Source organism: Kribbella sp. C-35 (genome assembly GCF_046549195.1).
Classification (GTDB): Bacteria; Actinomycetota; Actinomycetes; order Propionibacteriales; family Kribbellaceae; genus Kribbella.
On record NZ_JAJPWG010000009.1, the window covers coordinates 1 to 17,226 of the forward strand.

The following is a 17,226-nucleotide window of genomic DNA, read 5'->3' on the forward strand; positions in this document are numbered from 1 at the left end:
GGTTGCTCACGTGTTACTCACCCGTTCGCCGCTCGTGTACCCCCGAAGGGGCCTTACCGCTCGACTTGCATGTGTTAAGCACGCCGCCAGCGTTCGTCCTGAGCCAGGATCAAACTCTCCGTTGAAATCTATATGTCAACCACAGCAAGCTGCAGAAAACAGACTACTTTGAGTGATCCTTTGAATCAGAAACAACCATAACTGGCTTGTTATCCGTATTAATTTCAAAGGAATCCGTCATAGAACACAGACAACCAACCACCCAAAATCTCGAAGAGACCAGGGTAGGAAGATCATCAAATGCCTACGAACGGGGTTAATGCATCTTTCGGCATTGACTTTCGGCACGCTGTTGAGTTCTCAAGAATCGGACGCACACCGCGCTTCAGACTTTCGTTTGAAGCTCCGGGGCAACTCGCCCAACTTTACTGTTTCGCTTCCAGCCGGTCAAATCGGCCTTTTTCGATCCAGTCTCCCTGCGCGACTCAGTGTCCGAAACCCGCCGAGGCGTGTTTCGGCTTCCGAGACCTTCAGGGAGTTTGTTGAAGGGCCGGCCGCTTTCGCGTCCTGCGCCTCGCTCCAACAAGAAGAACATTACTGACATTCGCGGTGCAGATGCAAATCGGGCTCCCGGACCCTCGTCCGAGCCTCCCGGCACCTGCCCTCGGCACCGTGATCCGGCGTCGAGGGAAGCAGTGCTGGTCCCTCTGGTCACTCCACTCGCACGCGTCTCCGCGAGCGACACTTCCATCATGCCGCACCCGCACAAATCGTTTTCGGCAGGAACCCCACGCAGTACGGGACACACCAGCGAGACGACGTACGGGCCGGTCAGGAAGACGACGAGGTGGGAGCCGGCCGGCTCCCACCTGTCACGTACCGCACCGCCCAGCAGACGCCTCTCGGCGAGTGGCCGCTCGTAGCGGCTTAGGTTGAGGCCCGGGGTCATGCTCCGGACGGCATGTGGTGTAACCCCACTCCCCTACGCCCTATTCCCGCCCGCAGACGTTGACCGAGCGAACCGCGAGCCGTCGTACTGTCGCGCCATGTCTCGTGCCTTCCAGACAGCGCTGGCCACCCTGGCTCGCATCAATGACGCACATCCTTGGTCCCACAACGACGCCTACGCGGCGCTCGTGCTCCACCACGCACGTCGCGTCCGCGCAGCCGGCGGCACGGAGGCCCTGGACGTGGGCTGCGGAACAGGAAACCTCGTTCGCCGGCTCGCCGGCGTCTTCCCCGCAGTCACCGGCATCGAGCGCGATGTCCCGACCGCGGAGCAGGCTCGGCGCACAACCGCAGATCTCGAGAACGTCCGCATCCTGACGCAGCCGTTCGACGAGGTCCACGGAAGCAGCTACGACCTGATCACGTTCGTAGCGGTGCTGCACCACCTGCCGTTGGAGGCCACGCTCGAGAAGGTGCGGGAGTTGCTGCGCCCTGGTGGCCGACTCGTCGTGGTCGGCGTCAGCCGGGAAGCGCCAGCAGATCTTCCGTGGTCGATCGCCTCGATGATCCTGAATCCGATCGTTGGCATCGCCAAGCACCCGCGACGATCACGCACCATCCCCGTGCACATGACCGCCCCGACCGCAATGGCCGCGGAATCGTTCGAGGAGATCGCGCTCGCAGCCAAGCGCATCCTCCCCGGAGCGCGGCTCAGCCGCAGCCTGTTCTGGCGATACAGGCTGTCCTGGAATGCCCCGGGTTCGCCGTAGCCGGTTACCGCGACGGCTGAGGTGCCGAACAGTCGATCTTCGGGTTGGCCCCGACGTAGTTGAGCGGTCCCGCGACGACCGTGACGAGCACTGTGCCGACCTTGGCGCACGACGTACGTGAACTCTCGAAATAGTTCCGCTGGGCCGCAGCCGCCAGGCCGATGAGCAGCCAGACGAGCACGATGATCGTGATGGCCCGGGAACGGGACGCGGAAAGTCTGCGGGTTGGCATGTCCATCTCCTGCCGTGGACGAACCCCCGTGCGACCCACCTCAAGTGCCCGCTGCGAACGTGACAGAAACTCAGACCTCGCGGACGTCGTAGTACGGCTTGATGTGTTTGTTGACGTATGCGCCGATGCTCGGTGCGGCCAGGAGCGCCGCATAGGTCGGCTGCGGTACGTCGAAGTACTGGTAGATGTAGCCGTTGACGTACTCGAGCTCGAGCGTGCCGTCGGACCATCCGACCGATCGCACACTTGACGAGTTCACCGGGCGTCGCCTCATCCGCGGCTCCTTTCCGCGCTCGCACTGCGCCGCCCAGTGTGCCCTTCCCGCGGTCAAGACGAGGGCGATCGCTCCGGATCCTCCGCCTGCAGGCGTGCCAGGGCGCGCGTCAGATCGTCGAGCGCCGTGTTGAGCTGCGTCAGCACGGTCTTGTCGATCGGTCCCGCGGCCGGGTCCAGGCCGAGGTTCGCCGCGAATCGGAGATGGGCGTCGGGCGGCGCCTTCTTGAGGTAGGTGTCGAGGGCCTGCTGGAGAAAGGGACTGGGCACGAGCTCGGGTCTCTCGCGCCACTTCGTGAGCGTGCGCGGCGAGATGCCGAGCTGCTCGGCGAACGCCTCGTTCGTCAGCCGCAGCGCCGTACGCAAGGCGTGCGCATGCCGGCCGGTCCATTCCTCGATGACTGTCATCCGTGCTCTCCCTTGCGTGTCAGTTACTCCCTGCAATGAGAATATTCGTTTCGGTGACCGCCGGTGGGCAGAATTTGTGCGCTGTGGATACCGGTTGAGTTCCTGGTGAGGACGCCCGGCCGCGCGTTGACTTGGGCCATGGACGAGATCAGCGGGAGAACCGCGACGCTGCTGCGCACCACGCGACAGCGTCATCTGCGCATCGCGAGCAAGTCCGGACCACGCCGCTTCGAACTGGTCCGGTACCGCGACGTTTCCGGTGTCAGCGGTACGGGCGTTGTCGCGGAGGGAGTCGAGTGGAGCGACGGGACGGTCGCACTGCGGTGGGGCGGCCACTACCCGACCACGACCGTGTGGCAGGACGGGATCGACGCGCTGCTGAGCATCCACGGGCACAACGGTGCGACCACGGTCCGCTGGCTGGACGACTAGCCATGCGCCCTCGACTCCGGTGGGGCGGGCCCACCCTGCAGACAGCCCGCCTCACCGGCCTATTCGGTGAAGAACTGTTCCCGGTACGCCGTACCCGGCTCGCCCTTGGACCCGTTCAGCTCGGACCCCACGGGACCGGTCTCCTGACGACCGTCCTCACCACCGCCGGCATGCCGCGGCACCGCACGCTGCTCCAAATCCCCCGAGCCATCCTGGCCCGGAACAGACCTGTCCTGGGCCAGAGCAGCGTCGTCCTGGGTCGGAGGGGTGTCGTCCTGGCCGGTTTCGGCCAGGTTCTCGATTGCCGTGCTGAAGGCGAGTTCGGCGCGGGTCGGCCGTCGGCGTTCGATCTCCTCGGCGGTTGTCCGCCGTACCGGGAGATCGTTCGCCGCGGCCGACAGTTCGGCGAGTGTGTCGAGCAGGCCGAGCGCAGTCTCGACCTCACCCGGATGGTTGACCATCCACCAGACCGCGGCCGACCCAGGCGTAGCGAAGACATCGTCCTTCAGGTACGCGCGTTTGTCCTGCTCCATCCGGCGTTCGAGCAGCGTGGTCTGCTCGCGCCGATGCAGCGCGGCGAGGTGCTGAAGATGTTTTTGATCCGCATCCGGCAACCGCAGCCGTACCTCGGTCGCCCAACTCCGGACCTGACCCTTCTCATCCAGCGCCGGCTCGCCGAGAAGCGCAGCCAAGCGGTGCTGGTTAAGGGATTCCTCGGTCACCTGCTGCCGTACGGTCAGCGCTCGCGCTCGATCCAGCAAAGCATCGACCGCGACCGCACCGAGGTCCGCATGACGCGAACCCGACAGCACCGTCGACCACTGCACAACCGCCGAGAAACTGAACTGGAAGTCCGGCGAAGCCGACGGCAACCGCACATCGGCAATCGTCCGCGACGGCGGTCCAGAGAAGACCGGCTCCGGATCCGGCAGTACGACGGAAGGCGCCGGCGCCTGCTTCGTGACAACAGGCCGGGGCTCGTCGGGCTGCTTCCACACCACCGCCAGCAACACCAGCAGCACCACGATCATCACCACAGCCGCCCAAGCCGGCAGCCCGACAATCAACGAAACGACATACAGCACCAACACAATCGCGGCAGCCGTGAGGAGAGAGTTCCGGTGGAGCTTCATGGCGGCATTCCTTCACCGGCGTCAGGCGGACGACGAGTCACCAAAAAGTCTCACACGCCTAACCCAAAGTAGCCGCCGAGCGCGTGTCGGTCAGACACCCCCTCAGCCGGTGAGGGAGCGGAGGGCTTGGCGGGAGGGGGTTAGGAGCACTGGTTTGTAGGGGCAGGGTTTGTCGGTGAGAGTTTCGTAGGCTCGGATGGCTCGGTTGGCGGCGTCCCAGCCTTGTTCGGCGGGGGTGCGGCCGAGGCCTCGGTTGCGGACCAGGGCGCCGTAGAAGGCGGAGCAGAAGACGGTGGCTTCGTACCAGCCGATGACGGTGCTGGTGCCGATGTAGGTGACGTCGCCCTGGATGCAGTCGCGGATCGCGCGTTGCCACTTGCCGATGCCGGTCTTACAGCCGTCGGCGATCACGACACCGCTGGCGATACCCCACTGGTGGTCGAGGAACCAGTCGGCGAGGGACTTCAGCGACACCTGGGTCTCGCCGTCGGTGGACAGGAACGACGGCTCCTCGCTGTGGTCACCGTGTGCCATCACGTGCAGAACGGTCGACGGGGTGGTGAGGGCTGAGAAGGCGGTCTCGTGGTCACGGGTACGGACGAAGTTCACGTCGAGATACGGGCGGTTCCAGCCGGCGTTGATGTTGCCGGTGATGCCCTGAACGAACGACATCGACGCGTCGAACGAACTGTCCAGACCCAGATCGACCAGTGTGATCTGCCGGTTCTTCATAAGCCCACCCCTCCAACGCTTCCAGGACTTTTCGCTGCCCGTCGCACCATGATGAACCACGGATCCGACAGTTCGCGTCCCGATATCCCGGGGCTGAGACAGTCCGTCCGAGCCGTACGCCGTACGGCGGAATCGGGAGACCGCGGCGGCGGGTGCGGACCGTGATCGGCCTATCGTGGCCGGGCGCGTACGCCGAAGGAGGAGACCGGATGAGTCAGGTTCCAGCAGTCACGTTGAGTCACGGAACCGCGATGCCGCGGGTCGGGCTCGGGACATCGCCGTTGAACGACGAGGACGCCGAGCGGACGGTGAGTACGGCGCTCGAGCTCGGGTACCGATTGATCGACACCGCGGAGAACTACCGGAACGAGGTCGGTGTCGGACGGGCGCTGCGGAATGCGCCGCGCGACCAGGTGTTCGTGACGTCGAAGTTCAACAAGCGCTGGCACAGCGTCGACGGGCCGCGCCAGGCGTTCGAGGCGAGCGCGGAGAAGCTCGGCGTCGAGTACCTGGACCTCCTGCTCATCCACTGGCCGATTCCCGAGCAGGACAGGTACGTCGACGCGTGGCAAGGCCTCATCGCGCTCCGTGAGGCTGGTCTGGTGCGCGCAATCGGTACGTCGAACTTCAAGCCCACCCACCTGCAACGGCTGATCGACGAAACCGGCGTCGCGCCCGAGGTGAACCAAGTACAGCTGAGCCCGGTGTGGGCGAAGGCCGCCGAGCGCGAGTTCCATGCCCAGCACGGGATCGTCACGGAGGCGTGGAGCCCGCTCGGCAAGGGCACCGACCTGCTGAGCCATCCGACGGTGCAGGAGATCGCCAAGACGCACGGGAGGGCACCGGGTCAGGTCGTCCTGCGGTGGGAGACCCAGCAGGGCGTCGTACCCATCCCGAAGTCAGTCGACCGCGGCCGGCTTGCGGAGAACCTGGCGGTGTTCGACTTCGAGCTCAGCCCACAGGAGCTGGCATCTCTCACCGCGCTGGACGGCACTGCCAAGCCCGCCGCCGACTCCGACCGCTCCGGCCACTGACCCGAGACGCCCGCAGGTGTCAGGTGAGGGTGCAGATGGTGTTGTTCTTGCCGTGCATCCAGAGGAGGACGTCGAGGATTCGAAGGGCTGAGAGGTCGAACGGAGGCCTGAGGTCATCGCGGAGGGACAGCAGGTGTGGGTGCAGTCCGGGGTCTTGCTGGAGGTGGGTTCGCAAGGGTTCCCACAAGGTCGTGGAGCCGATGACCTCTGCGATGACGGAGTCGTAGATCGGGCGGAGGCGGGGGCGCTTGCGGGCGTAGAGCTTGCTGGCGGTGGTCGGGCCGACGGAGGGCAGCGCGTCGAGCATCCCCCACAGGCGCCAGCCGACCCAGTCCTCGGTCCACGGCGTCCGTTCGTCGACCAGATCGCGGTCGGGGCCAAGTTCCTCGAGGAGTTCCGCGAACTCGTTGGCCCTGGTGTCCAGCAGCGCCTCAGCGGCCAGTGGAGGGACGTTGACCGAGAGGAAGGAGACGGCCACCAGGTCGTCGGCGGTGAAGCGGTTGTGCGAGCTGTCGCGGCTGCCGGCGCTGTCCCAGGTGTCGAAGCGAGCGCCGGTGTACCGGTGTGCTTCGTGGCCGTTCAGGCCGTAGTAGCAGGACAGGACTCTGAGGGCGTCGGACCGTCGGTCGACCTCCACCAGTGACGGCAGCTTCATCAGGAATCCTCCGGACGCACCTCGGCCCCCGGGGAATCTGGGAAGTTCCCGGGGGCCGTAGTGCTATCAGTTCAGGTCAGCTGCAGCCGGAGGTGCTGCCGCAGCCTTCGCAGACGTAGCAGGAACCGCTGGGGCGCATCTTGGTGCCGCAGGTGAAGCAGAGCGGGGCGTCCACCGAGGTGCCGGTGATGAGCTCCAGCATTTCGGCGGTGGTGTGGGCCTCGCCCTTCACCGGCTTGGCGGCTGCCGCGTCGGCCGGCTTCGCGGGGACGTCCGTGATCTCGGCGACGTCGGCTGCCGGCTCGATCGACTTCAGCGACTCGGCCTCGGACACCTCGACCGGGGCCGGCTCGTAGGAGCCGGTGTCGAGCTGCCGGGACCGCTCGTCCGCCGAGTAGATGCCCAGGGCGGCCCGCTCGTCGAACGGCAGGTAGTCCAGCGCCAGGCGGCGGAAGATGTAGTCCATGATCGACTGAGCCATCCGGACGTCCGGGTCGTCGGTCAGACCGGCCGGCTCGAACTTCAGGTTGGTGAACTTCTGGACGTAGGTCTCCAGCGGTACGCCGTGCTGCAAAGCGATCGAGATCGCGATCGAGAAGGCGTCCATCACCCCGGCGAGCGTCGAACCCTGCTTGCCCATCTTCAGGAAGACCTCGCCCAGACCGTCGTCCGGGTAGGAGCCGGCGGTCATGTACCCCTCGGCGCCACCGACCGTGAACGAGGTGGTCCGCGACGGCCGCGACTTCGGCAGACGCTTCCGGGTCGGCCGGTACTCGATGATCTTCTCGACGATCTTCTCCGCCACGGCGGCCTCGGCTTCGACGGCTTCCGATGCCTTCTTCGCCTTCGCGTCCGCCAGCGGCTGACCGACCTTGCAGTTGTCGCGGTAGACCGCGAGCGCCTTCAGCCCGAGCTTCCAGCCCTGGAAGTAGACGTCGGCGATCTCCTCGACCGTCGCGGTCTCCGGCAGGTTCACCGTCTTCGAGATCGCGCCGGACAGGAACGGCTGTGCCGCCGCCATCATCCGGACGTGGCCCATCGGCTTGATGGCGCGCTCACCCATCGCGGTGTCGAAGATCTCGTAGTGCTCCGGCTTCAGGCCCGGGGCGTCGACGACGTGACCGTTCTCGGCGATGTACTCGATGATCGCCTCGATGGTCTCCTCGGTGTAGTTGTACTGGCGCAGCGCCCGCGGGACCGTCTGGTTGACGATCTGCATCGAGCCGCCGCCGACCAGCTTCTTGAACTTGACCAGCGAGAAGTCCGGCTCGATACCGGTGGTGTCGCAGTCCATCATGAAGCCGATGGTGCCGGTCGGCGCGAGCACCGAGGCCTGCGCGTTCCGCCAGCCGTTCTTCGTACCGATCTTCAGCACGCCCTCCCACGCCGCGGTGGCGTGCTTCTGGACGTCCTTGTCGATCTCGTGGATGGTCCGGATCGCGTCGTTGGCCGCGGCGTGCTTACGCATCACCCGGGTGTGCGCGTCCTTGTTCCGCTCGAAGCCGTCGTACGCGCCGACGATGCCGGCCAGCTCGGCGGAGCGCCGGTACGACGTACCGGTCATCAGCGACGTGATAGCGCCCGCCAGTGCGCGACCGCCGTCGGAGTCGTACGCGTGACCGGTCGCCATCAGCAGCGCGCCGAGGTTCGCGTACCCGATACCCAGCTGCCGGTACGCGCGGGTGGTGACGCCGATCGCCTCGGTCGGGAAGTCCGCGAAGCAGATCGAGATGTCCATCGCGGTGATGATCAGCTCGACCGCCTTGACGAACTTCTCCGAGTCGAAGAGGTCGTCGTCGCGGAGGAACTTCATCAGGTTCAGCGAGGCCAGGTTGCAGGACGAGTTGTCCAGGTGCATGTACTCCGAGCACGGGTTGGACGCGGTGATCCGGCCCGTCTCCGGCGTCGTGTGCCAGTCGTTGATGGTGTCGTCGTACTGCAGGCCCGGGTCGGCGCAGGCCCAGGCCGCGTGCGAGATCTTGTCGAACAGCTCGCGGGCGTCGACGGTCTCGATCACCGAGTTGTCCAGCCGCGCGCGCAGCCCGAACTCGCCCTTCTCCTCGACCGCCCGCATGAACTCGTCCGAGACCCGGACCGAGTTGTTCGCGTTCTGGTACTGCACGGAGGTGATGTCGCGACCGCCGAGGTCCATGTCGAAGCCCGCGTCCCGCAGGACCCGGATCTTCTCCTCCTCGCGCATCTTGGTGTCGACGAACTCCTCGATGTCGGGGTGGTCGACGTCCAGCACGACCATCTTCGCCGCGCGCCGGGTGGCGCCGCCGGACTTGATGGTGCCGGCCGACGCGTCCGCGCCGCGCATGAAGCTGACCGGGCCGGACGCCGTACCGCCGGAGGACTGGAGCAGTTCCTTCGAGGAGCGGATCCGGGACAGGTTCAGGCCGGCGCCGGAGCCGCCCTTGAAGATCAGGCCCTCTTCCTTGTACCAGTTCAGGATCGAGTCCATCGAGTCGTCCACGGCGAGGATGAAGCAGGCCGACACCTGCTGCGGCGAGGACGTGCCGACGTTGAACCAGACGGGCGAGTTGAAGCTGAAGTACTGGTGCAGGAGCATCCAGGTGAGCTCGTGCTCGAACACCTCCGCGTCCTGCGGCGTGGTGAAGTAGCCATGCTCCTCGCCGGCCTTGCGGTAGGTCTTCACGACCCGGTCGAGCAGCTGCTTGAGGCTCCACTCGCGGTTGTCGTGGCCGATCGCGCCACGGAAGTACTTGGTGGTGACGATCGTCGACGCGTTGACGCTCCAGAAGTCGGGGAACTCGACTCCGCGCTGCTCGAAGACGGTCTCACCCGTCTTCCAGTTCTGCTGTACGACGTCGCGGCGCTCCCACGTCACCTCGTCGTACGGGTGGACGCCTTCGGTGCTGAAAACGCGCTCGATGGTGAGTCCCGCGGGCGCGTTCTTGCGCCCTCGGAACCCGGCCGCCGACCGCTTGGTCGACCCCGAGTGGCCGGTCACCGTCTCTGTCATGGTTGCTCCTCGCCCTGTGTCTACTACCGCGGTCTGTCGGGACCGCCCCGTTGGAGTACTGCGTAACGCCACTACCGCAACTACCTGGAACTACCGTTCCCCCGGTTTATGTCTGCTGGGTCGGCTTCAGCGGGTCCGGCTCGGTGCCCTGCGGCTCCTTCTCGGCCCGCAGCAGCGCGATCTCCGTCTCGAAGTCGTCGGCGGACTCGAACTGCCGGTACACGCTCGCGAATCGCAGGTACGCGACCTCGTCGAGCTCCCGCAGCGGCCCGAGGATCGCCAGTCCGACCTCGTGCGCGGGCACCTCCGGCGAGCCGCTGCCCTTCAGCGCGTCCTCGACCTTCTGACCCAGGCGCGCGAGCTGGTCGGCGTTCACCGGCCGGCCCTTGCACGCCTTTCCGACCCCGTTGATGACCTTCTCCCGGCTGAACGGCTCGGTCGCGCCGGAGCGCTTCACGACCGTGAGCTGCATCTGCTCGACAGTGGTGAACCGCTTCTCGCAGACCGGGCACTGCCGGCGGCGGCGGATCGCTCCGCCGTCCTCGGCCACCCGGCTGTCGACGACCCGGGAATCGGCGTGCCGGCAATACGGACAGTGCACGACAACACTCCTCCCGTGACCACCCCGCGGGGGTGGGTTGTGGATCAGCCTGGGGATAACTTGTGTAGAACCTGTGTGCAACCAACCACTACCTGTGGAAAATTACACCCGTGTAACCACTACATCTAGGGATCCTAGATCGCTGCTCCGACAGTTTGCAAGCACGCCCCGATTGCCCGCGCGTGTCATAGGTTCCAACACTCGCGCGGCCCCGTGTACTCCCGCGTGGCGCCACCGCGACGACCCTTTCGAGGCGCAAACTACGGCCCGCACAGACCGCTCCCCGGGACCGTCGCGGGATAGGGTTCGGCGGGACCCAGGGAGGATGTGGTGAGCGTGACCGAACCGGTCGACGAGCATGCACAGCACGGTTACATCGGCGACAAGAAGGCGTACCTCGCGCGGCTGAAGCGGATCGAGGGCCAGGCCCGCGGGTTGCAGCGCATGGTCGAGGACGAGAAGTACTGCATCGACATCCTCACCCAGATCTCGGCCATGACGAAGGCGCTCGAATCCGTCGCGCTCGGCCTGCTCGACGACCACCTCACGCACTGCGTCGTCGACGCCGCCGCGGCGGGCGGTCCGGAGGCCGACGCGAAGATCAAGGAAGCGTCCGCCGCGATCGCACGGTTGGTGCGGTCCTGACCGGCGTACCGCAGGATGTGCGCATGAAGCCGGTGATTCTCGATGTCGACACAGGCCTGGACGATGCGTGCGCACTGCTGCTGGCGGCGCGGCATCCGGAGCTCGACCTGAAGGCCGTGACCTGCGTCGGCGGGAACGTCGGCATCGACGACGTTGTGCGCAACACGCTCACAGTCCTCGAGGCCGCGGGCCGGCCCGACGTCCAGGTTGCCCGCGGCGCCGCCGTACCGCTGATCCAGCCGGTGCGGTCGGCGCGGCATGTCCACGGTGAGGACGGGCTCGGGGATCTGGACTGGCCGCGGTCGACGCGGCCAACCGACCCGCGGCATGCCGTCGAGCTCCTCCGCGACGTACTGCGGGACGCGGCGGCGACCGGTGAGCTCATCACCTTGATCCCGCTGGCGCCGTTGACGAACATCGCGCTGTTGCTGCGGACGTACCCGGAGGCAGCGCGTGGGCTGCGCGAGATCGTGTTCATGGGGGGCGCTGCCGGGATCGGGAATGCGACAGCCGCAGCGGAGTTCAACATCTGGACCGATCCGGAGGCGGCCGCGATCGTGCTGGCCGCGGCGCAGGATCTCGGTGTCCCGGTGACCATGTACGGGCTGGATGTCTTTTACGACGTCGTGGTCACGCTCGATCAGGCGCGTGCGTTGAGCGGATCGCCCTCGGCGGAGCTGGCGTGCAAGCTGATCGAGAAGCGCAGCGAGCGGTACCAGTCGGACGGCGGCAGCATCGGCGACGGCGGCGCAGTGTGCGCCGTGATCGATCCGTCGGGCCTGACGGCACAGGAGTACCCGGTGCGCATCGAGCTGTCCGGGAGTTGGTCGCGCGGGCGGACGATCGTCGACACGCGGCACACGTCGGACGTCGCGAACGATCCCCAAGGACCGGCGACGACGATCCGGGTCGCGACGGCGGTGGACGGCAAACGGTACGCCGAGCTGTGGCTGGCGACTGTCAGCTGATCAGCTCGAGAAGGCGGGCGCGTACGCCGTACAGGAGTAGGTCGAGGCCGTCGGCGAAAAGGGGCGTGTTGGCGGCCTGGTCTGCGACTACGGCGGCCAAGCTCCAGCGGGCGGTGACCTCGAAGAGGTGACGCGCGTCGGGCTCCGGTACGCCGATCCGCACTAGGGCATCGATCTGGGCGCGGATGAGTTCGGCTCGCGAGCCGGCGCCCTGGTCGCGGTCCGGTGTCGCCTTCGACTGCATCAGCCCGGCAAGGCCCGGATGGTCCGCGTAGAAGGCGCGGAGTTCGAGCGAGCCGGACCGGGTGAGCTCGATCCACTCGTCGACGGTCGTGAGTTCGTCGTACGCCGTCTTGTCGGCCGTGAACTGGTCGAACGCGTTCCGGGCGACCAGGTCGAGGAGCTCGGACTTGTTGTGAACGTGGTGGTAGAGCGACGGGGCGCGGACGTCGAGGCGCTCCGCGACGGCGCGCATGGTGAGGCCGTCCACACCGTCGGCGTGGATGATCGCCAGCGCTGCGTCGGCGATCGCGGCGACGGTGATGCCGGCCGCCGCATGCGAGGAAGGGTTACGCCTGGTCACGAATCCGTTGTCCGTCTGGTCACGAAATCTCGTTGTCCGTGGTCGTGAGTTGTGGGTACTGTCTAACGTCATTAGACAGCTTAGCCGAGGATGGTGCCGTGACTGGATTCCGACCCGCGTACCCGCTGCTGACTGAGCGGCTGGAGTTGCGGCCGCATCGGATGGACGACCTGGATGACCTGTTCGCGTTCCACTCACGGCCGGCGGTCGTGCGGTACACGCCGTGGCCGGTGCGGGATCGCGAGGAGACGCGGGTCGCGTTGGAGCGGAAGCTTCCGCAGGGTGAGTTGACCGCGGACGGGCAGTGGCTGGTGCTGGCGATCGAGTTGCGCGAGACCGGGACCGTGATCGGCGAGGTGCTGCTGAAGTGGGCGAGCGAGGCCGATCGGCAGGGCGAGATCGGGTTTGCGTTGCACACCGACTATCAGGGGAAGGGGCTCGCTGCGGAGGCCGCGCGGGACATGCTGCGGGTCGGCTTCGAGGAGCTCGGGCTGCATCGGATCGTGGCGATTCTCGACGACCGGAACACTGCGTCGGCGCGACTGCTCGAGCGGCTGGGGATGCGGCGGGAGGCGCATCACCTGCATGCCTTGCAGTTCAAGGGCGAGTGGGCGAACGAGTACGTCTACGCGCTGCTCGACGACGAATGGCGTGGCGTGACACCTTGATCGGGCGTTGCCGCTCCCGGACAGTGACCACCAAGGGGGCCGCGATGGGCATCGACAATCAGGTTTACAACCGGATCGGCGACAGTTGGTGGGACGAGGACAATCCGCTCAACATGTTGCACGGAAGCTTTACACCGGGGCGCTTCGCGTACTTCCGCGACGTACTCGAGCGGACCGCCAGGGATCCGGCCGGCCGGCGGGCCGTCGACATCGGGAGCGGTGGCGGTTTCCTGGCTGAGGAGTTCGCCCGGTCCGGCTGCCTGGTGGTCGGCATCGACCCCTCGGAGGTGTCGGTGCGGACGGCCCGGGACCACGCGAGGTCGTCCGGCCTGGACGCGCGGTACGTCGTGGCGACGGGTGAGCATTTGCCCCTCGCCGGCGCGAGCGTCGACATCGCCTACTGCTGCGACGTACTCGAGCACGTGTCGGATCTGGACCGGGTCATCGCGGAGACCGCGAGAGTGCTGAAACCGGGCGGGATCTACCTCTTCGACACCATCAACCGGACGTTCGCGTCGAAGGTTCTGTTGATCAAGGCGATGCAGGAGTGGCGGCTGACCAGGGTCGTCGACACCGAGCTGCACGTCTGGGAGATGTTCATCAAGCCGACCGAACTCGAGGAGGTCCTGCGCCGGCACGGTCTGCGGCTGGGCGAGATCACCGGGCTCGGCGCGCGGGCGAACAAGCTCGGCGTACTGCGGAACTTCAGGCGGGCCCGCCGTGGCGCCATCAGCGTCGGGCAGCTGAGTCGGGCCTTGGACGTCGGACGGGTGAAGGGCACCAGCGCGTCCTACATGGGGTATGCCACCAAGCCGTACCGAGCGCCCGACTGATCAGCCGGTGACGGGGATCTGGAGGGTTTGGCCGGGGGTGATGTCGGCGGGCGTGGTGAGGTTGTTGAGGTTGGCGATCTTCTCCACGACTGCGGCGGGGTCCTGGCCGGGGTTGGTGTCCTGGGCGATGGACCAGAGGGTCTGGCCCGGGGCGACCTGCACCGGGACGGTGTGGGTGAAGTCCGGGCCGGGCTCGAGGACGCCGGCGACCCGGAGGCCGAGGACGAGGATCGCGGCGCCGAAGACGAGGACGGACACGGCGGTCAGCAGCATCCGGCCGCGCCGGGTCAGGCGGAGAGTGGTCGGCTCGGCCTGCACAGACGCCCGGCGCCCGAGCTCTTCACCCGCGCACCCACGAACCGGCATCCGGTCGGTGGTCGCCCCCTCGATCCGAGGACGCCGACGCGGCGCCACCGCCGGGGTCGGGACGGGCTTGAGGTGAGGGGGTGGTGTCCGCCGGCTTGGCGGGGTGGCCTCCGGCGAGCGGTGTCGGCCCAGTGCGTCGGCCGCTACGGCTGCTGTGCTCATCGGGTCCTCCAGACCTCTGTTCGGTGCGCGTCCTGCGGTGTCGAGTCCTGTCTATCGGCTGCCTCCGACAGTTTCTGGAGACCAACCTGTTCGACCGGCCCGAACACCTGTTCGATCGAACGCCTGTACGAATGATTAACCGACAGCCGCCCCTCGCGCAACCACTTCCAACCAGGACACGCCCAGGAAATTCCCTTCCGCGGCAGCACCCCGCGTGCGCCTTATAACCTGACACCCGAACAAACATGCGAACCGACACGCCTTCGAACAGATGTTTGAAGAATCTCAGGATTCGGTCTACGGTCATCTCAGTCGAGCAAGTTTCGGCCGGTGGGACGATCGCCGGCCCGACCCGAGGAGTTGCCACCGATGGCCAGGACGCCGAGCGGTTCCAGCAAGGACGAGCGCAGCGGCGCAGACAAGGCCGTTAGCAAGGCGGACCGCACGGTCGCCGAGCTGCCGGACGGACCGGCGGACGCGACCGGGCTGACCCCGCGCCAGCGCCGCGTGCTGGACGTGATCCGCGACTCGGTGGACAGCCGCGGCTACCCGCCGTCGATGCGCGAGATCGGTGAGCGGGTCGGCCTGACCAGCTCCTCCTCGGTGTCGCACCAGCTGCGTGTGCTCGAGCAGAAGGGCCTGCTCCGCCGCGACCCGAACCGGCCGCGCGCGATCGAGGTCCGCTACCCGGGCGAGCTCGACGCGGCGGCCCGGCGGTCGGCGCTCGGCTCGGTGCGGCAGACGACGTACGACGAGACCGGGGCCGGCGACGCGCACCCGGACGCGGTGTACGTGCCGGTGGTCGGCCAGATCGCCGCCGGTAACCCGATCCTCGCCGAGCAGGAGATCGAAGAGGTCTTCCCGTTGCCCAAGGCAATGGTCGGCGAGGGCACGCTGTTCATGCTGAAGGTCAAGGGCGAGTCGATGATCGACGCGGCCATCTGCGACGGCGACTGGGTGGTCGTGCGGCAGGAGCAGACCGCGGAGAACGGCGACATCGTGGCCGCGATGATCGACGGCGAGGCGACCGTGAAGACGTTCAAGAAGACCAAGACCGAGATCCTGCTGCTACCACACAACCCCGCTTTCGAGCCGATCGACGGCAAGGACGCGGTCATTCTCGGAAAGGTCGTAACAGTTCTGCGCCGAGTCTGACATATCGGACGGCGAGCGAAGTCGGGCGTGTCGTGTCAGCATTGAGTCATGACGACTGTCTATGACTTCAGCGCCACGCGGATCGAAGGCAATGAACAGTCTCTTGCCGATTTCCGCGACCAGGTGCTCCTGGTGGTGAACACGGCCTCGCAGTGTGCCCAGACCCCGCAGTACACGGGTCTGCAGAAGCTCTACCGGGCGTACCGCCGGCAGGGCTTCTCGGTGCTCGGTTTTCCCTGCGACCAGTTCGGCCACCAGGAGCCTGGTGACGAGAACGAGATCGCGAACTTCTGCTCGACGATCTACCACGTCACGTTCCCGATGTTCGCCAAGATCGAGGTCAACGGGTCGCGGACGATCCCGTTGTACAACTGGCTGAAACGCGAGCAGGGCGGTCTGCTCGGCGGCCGGATCAAGTGGAACTTCACCAAGTTCCTGCTCGGTCGCGACGGCGGGGTGATCGCGCGCTACGCGCCGACGCACTCCCCCGAGAAGCTGGTCGACAAGATCGAGGCCGCACTGGCCGTACCGGCGCCTTCCCGGGAAACGAACGACTGAAATCCGGTCATTTTCTGCGACAGTTGAACAGCGAATGTCTCAGCGCCGCAGAACATTCTCCGCATTTCGAACAATTCGGCCGTCGGCCGCATGTCCCGAATGTATTCAGCCGCGCTCGACGAGGACCGATTCCGGGTTGATGTCGAGGCGCAGACCGCGCCATACCGGATGCCGCAGCCGGCCGTCGCCGCCCCAGCCGGAGTAGGTGACTTCGGCGACCAGCGCCGGGTCGAGCCAGTGTGCGCGGCGCCGGTCCGTCAGCGGGATGCTCGACGGGTCGAACGCCGGCCGGTCGATCTCGAGACCGGTCAGCTCGGCGCTCAGCAGGTCGAGCGTCGCGAAGTCGAGTCCGGAGCCGACCTTCCCGATCAGCACCAGCTCGCCGTCGGCGTACGCACCGCAGTAGAAGGAGCCGATCTTCCCTTCCCGGTTCCCCTCCCCCGGATGCCAGCCGCACAGCACGACGTCTCTGGTCAGCACCGGCTTGATCTTGATCCAGTCGGCGCTGCGCCGCCCCGGCAGGTACCGCGACTTGCGCCGCTTCGCCACCACCCCTTCGAGCCCTTGCGCAGCAGACTGTTCGAGCGCCTGGTCGCTGTCCAGCAGCGCCGGCGGCACCTCCCAGAACGGGTCGCCGATGTCCAGCGAATCGAGCAGCCCGCGACGATCGTCGTACGTTGCCTCTAGCAACCACTCGCCGTCGAAGCGGAGCAGGTCGAACAACCGCACGGACACCGGCACCTCGGTGATCAGATGCCGGAGCTGGCGGGGGTCGCGGACATGCATCCGCCGCTGCAGCAGGCCGAACGACGGTGCGCCGTTCTCGTCCAGCGTGACGATCTCCCCGTCCAGTACGGCGGGCAGCCGCAACCCCGGCGCCTCCGCGAGACCGATCAGCTCGGGGTACCCGCCGGACACGTCGTGGCTGTTCCGCGACCACAGCCGGCACACCCCGTCGTCGACCTCGGCGATGACGCGGATGCCGTCCCACTTCATCTCGTACGACCAGCCCGCTCCGGACGGCATCTGCCCCAGCGCCGCCATCATCGGCAGCACCGGCGGACCGGTCACGGGACTCATGACT

20 protein-coding genes and 1 rRNA gene are annotated in these 17,226 nt (G+C 66.7%); 9 read left to right on the plus strand and 12 right to left on the minus strand.

The genetic code is table 11. The features are described 5' to 3' along the window. Positions 1-125 (minus strand): 16S ribosomal RNA (locus ACLJOO_RS40905); the annotation flags it as partial. Between the two features lie 921 nt (positions 126-1,046). On the opposite strand from ACLJOO_RS40905, the gene ACLJOO_RS40910 reads away from it, so the two are divergent. Beyond that, positions 1,047-1,718, plus strand: a complete 672-nt coding sequence (locus ACLJOO_RS40910) for a class I SAM-dependent methyltransferase (RefSeq protein WP_410793558.1) — start codon at positions 1,047-1,049, stop codon at positions 1,716-1,718. A gap of 4 nt (positions 1,719-1,722) precedes the next feature. Here the strand turns inward: ACLJOO_RS40910 and ACLJOO_RS40915 are convergent, their stop codons facing one another. The 3 genes from ACLJOO_RS40915 to ACLJOO_RS40925 all read right to left on the minus strand — a co-directional run bounded on the left by ACLJOO_RS40915 (position 1,723) and on the right by ACLJOO_RS40925 (position 2,631). Next, positions 1,723-1,950 carry a hypothetical protein gene (locus ACLJOO_RS40915; protein ID WP_410793560.1) on the minus strand — a complete coding sequence of 76 codons (228 nt, stop codon included), beginning with the start codon at positions 1,948-1,950 and terminating at the stop codon, positions 1,723-1,725. Between the two features lie 70 nt (positions 1,951-2,020). Continuing rightward, complete coding sequence (locus ACLJOO_RS40920) at positions 2,021-2,224, minus strand: KTSC domain-containing protein (RefSeq protein WP_410793562.1); 204 nt, start codon at positions 2,222-2,224, stop codon at positions 2,021-2,023. Positions 2,225-2,277: 53 nt separating this feature from the next. Continuing rightward, entirely contained in the window at positions 2,278-2,631 is a 354-nt protein-coding gene (locus tag ACLJOO_RS40925; protein ID WP_410793564.1) for an XRE family transcriptional regulator, read from the minus strand. A gap of 138 nt (positions 2,632-2,769) precedes the next feature. Here ACLJOO_RS40925 and ACLJOO_RS40930 point away from each other — a divergent pair, with 138 nt between their 5' ends. Beyond that, positions 2,770-3,063, plus strand: a complete 294-nt coding sequence (locus tag ACLJOO_RS40930) for a hypothetical protein (protein ID WP_410793566.1) — start codon at positions 2,770-2,772, stop codon at positions 3,061-3,063. Between the two features lie 59 nt (positions 3,064-3,122). On the opposite strand, the gene ACLJOO_RS40935 is transcribed toward ACLJOO_RS40930, so the two are convergent. Both ACLJOO_RS40935 and ACLJOO_RS40940 read right to left on the minus strand, forming a co-directional pair. Next, on the minus strand, positions 3,123-4,196 hold the full coding sequence (locus tag ACLJOO_RS40935) for a hypothetical protein (RefSeq protein WP_410793567.1): 1,074 nt from the start codon (positions 4,194-4,196) through the stop codon (positions 3,123-3,125). A 102-nt stretch (positions 4,197-4,298) separates the two neighbouring features. Continuing rightward, entirely contained in the window at positions 4,299-4,928 is a 630-nt protein-coding gene (locus ACLJOO_RS40940; protein ID WP_131296485.1) for a hypothetical protein, read from the minus strand. A gap of 209 nt (positions 4,929-5,137) precedes the next feature. On the opposite strand from ACLJOO_RS40940, the gene ACLJOO_RS40945 reads away from it, so the two are divergent. After that, complete coding sequence (locus tag ACLJOO_RS40945) at positions 5,138-5,962, plus strand: aldo/keto reductase (RefSeq protein ID WP_410793570.1); 825 nt, start codon at positions 5,138-5,140, stop codon at positions 5,960-5,962. A gap of 19 nt (positions 5,963-5,981) precedes the next feature. Here ACLJOO_RS40945 and ACLJOO_RS40950 read toward each other — a convergent pair whose 3' ends face one another. The 3 genes from ACLJOO_RS40950 to nrdR form a co-directional block, all read right to left on the minus strand. Continuing rightward, on the minus strand, positions 5,982-6,617 hold the full coding sequence (locus tag ACLJOO_RS40950; RefSeq protein ID WP_410793571.1) for a DUF6308 family protein: 636 nt from the start codon (positions 6,615-6,617) through the stop codon (positions 5,982-5,984). Positions 6,618-6,693: 76 nt separating this feature from the next. Beyond that, positions 6,694-9,603 (minus strand): vitamin B12-dependent ribonucleotide reductase, encoded by a 2,910-nt coding sequence (locus ACLJOO_RS40955; protein WP_410793573.1) that lies wholly within the window; start codon positions 9,601-9,603, stop codon positions 6,694-6,696. A gap of 106 nt (positions 9,604-9,709) precedes the next feature. Next, the gene (nrdR, locus tag ACLJOO_RS40960; RefSeq protein ID WP_130387741.1) at positions 9,710-10,204 is read right to left on the minus strand and encodes a transcriptional regulator NrdR; all 495 of its coding nucleotides are present in this window, start codon (positions 10,202-10,204) and stop codon (positions 9,710-9,712) included. A gap of 330 nt (positions 10,205-10,534) precedes the next feature. Here nrdR and ACLJOO_RS40965 point away from each other — a divergent pair, with 330 nt between their 5' ends. Both ACLJOO_RS40965 and ACLJOO_RS40970 read left to right on the plus strand, forming a co-directional pair. Continuing rightward, on the plus strand, positions 10,535-10,849 hold the full coding sequence (locus ACLJOO_RS40965; RefSeq protein ID WP_277875730.1) for a metal-sensitive transcriptional regulator: 315 nt from the start codon (positions 10,535-10,537) through the stop codon (positions 10,847-10,849). Positions 10,850-10,872: 23 nt separating this feature from the next. Next, positions 10,873-11,817, plus strand: a complete 945-nt coding sequence (locus ACLJOO_RS40970) for a nucleoside hydrolase (RefSeq protein ID WP_410793575.1) — start codon at positions 10,873-10,875, stop codon at positions 11,815-11,817. Here ACLJOO_RS40970 and ACLJOO_RS40975 read toward each other — a convergent pair. Next, positions 11,810-12,400 (minus strand): TetR/AcrR family transcriptional regulator, encoded by a 591-nt coding sequence (locus ACLJOO_RS40975; protein ID WP_410793576.1) that lies wholly within the window; start codon positions 12,398-12,400, stop codon positions 11,810-11,812. The genes ACLJOO_RS40970 and ACLJOO_RS40975 overlap by 8 nt on opposite strands. Positions 12,401-12,498: 98 nt before the next feature. Between ACLJOO_RS40975 and ACLJOO_RS40980 the strand changes: the two genes are divergently transcribed. Together ACLJOO_RS40980 and ubiG are read left to right on the plus strand one after the other, a co-directional pair. Continuing rightward, a complete protein-coding gene (locus tag ACLJOO_RS40980; RefSeq protein ID WP_410793578.1) occupies positions 12,499-13,068 on the plus strand; it encodes a GNAT family N-acetyltransferase in 570 nt (189 codons plus the stop codon). A 44-nt stretch (positions 13,069-13,112) separates the two neighbouring features. Continuing rightward, a complete protein-coding gene (ubiG, locus tag ACLJOO_RS40985) occupies positions 13,113-13,901 on the plus strand; it encodes a bifunctional 2-polyprenyl-6-hydroxyphenol methylase/3-demethylubiquinol 3-O-methyltransferase UbiG (RefSeq protein WP_410793580.1) in 789 nt (262 codons plus the stop codon). Here ubiG and ACLJOO_RS40990 read toward each other — a convergent pair whose 3' ends face one another. Next, the gene (locus ACLJOO_RS40990) at positions 13,902-14,429 is read right to left on the minus strand and encodes a LysM peptidoglycan-binding domain-containing protein (protein WP_410793581.1); all 528 of its coding nucleotides are present in this window, start codon (positions 14,427-14,429) and stop codon (positions 13,902-13,904) included. It lies immediately after the preceding gene. 369 nt (positions 14,430-14,798) lie between these two features. Here ACLJOO_RS40990 and lexA point away from each other — a divergent pair, with 369 nt between their 5' ends. Together lexA and ACLJOO_RS41000 are read left to right on the plus strand one after the other, a co-directional pair. After that, positions 14,799-15,584 carry a transcriptional repressor LexA gene (gene lexA / locus ACLJOO_RS40995; protein ID WP_410793583.1) on the plus strand — a complete coding sequence of 262 codons (786 nt, stop codon included), beginning with the start codon at positions 14,799-14,801 and terminating at the stop codon, positions 15,582-15,584. Positions 15,585-15,632: 48 nt separating this feature from the next. Next, complete coding sequence (locus ACLJOO_RS41000; protein ID WP_410793585.1) at positions 15,633-16,142, plus strand: glutathione peroxidase; 510 nt, start codon at positions 15,633-15,635, stop codon at positions 16,140-16,142. 105 nt (positions 16,143-16,247) lie between these two features. Here the strand turns inward: ACLJOO_RS41000 and ligD are convergent, their stop codons facing one another. Further along, on the minus strand, positions 16,248-17,222 hold the full coding sequence (gene ligD, locus ACLJOO_RS41005) for a non-homologous end-joining DNA ligase (protein ID WP_410793586.1): 975 nt from the start codon (positions 17,220-17,222) through the stop codon (positions 16,248-16,250). Positions 17,223-17,226: the final 4 nt, after the last annotated feature.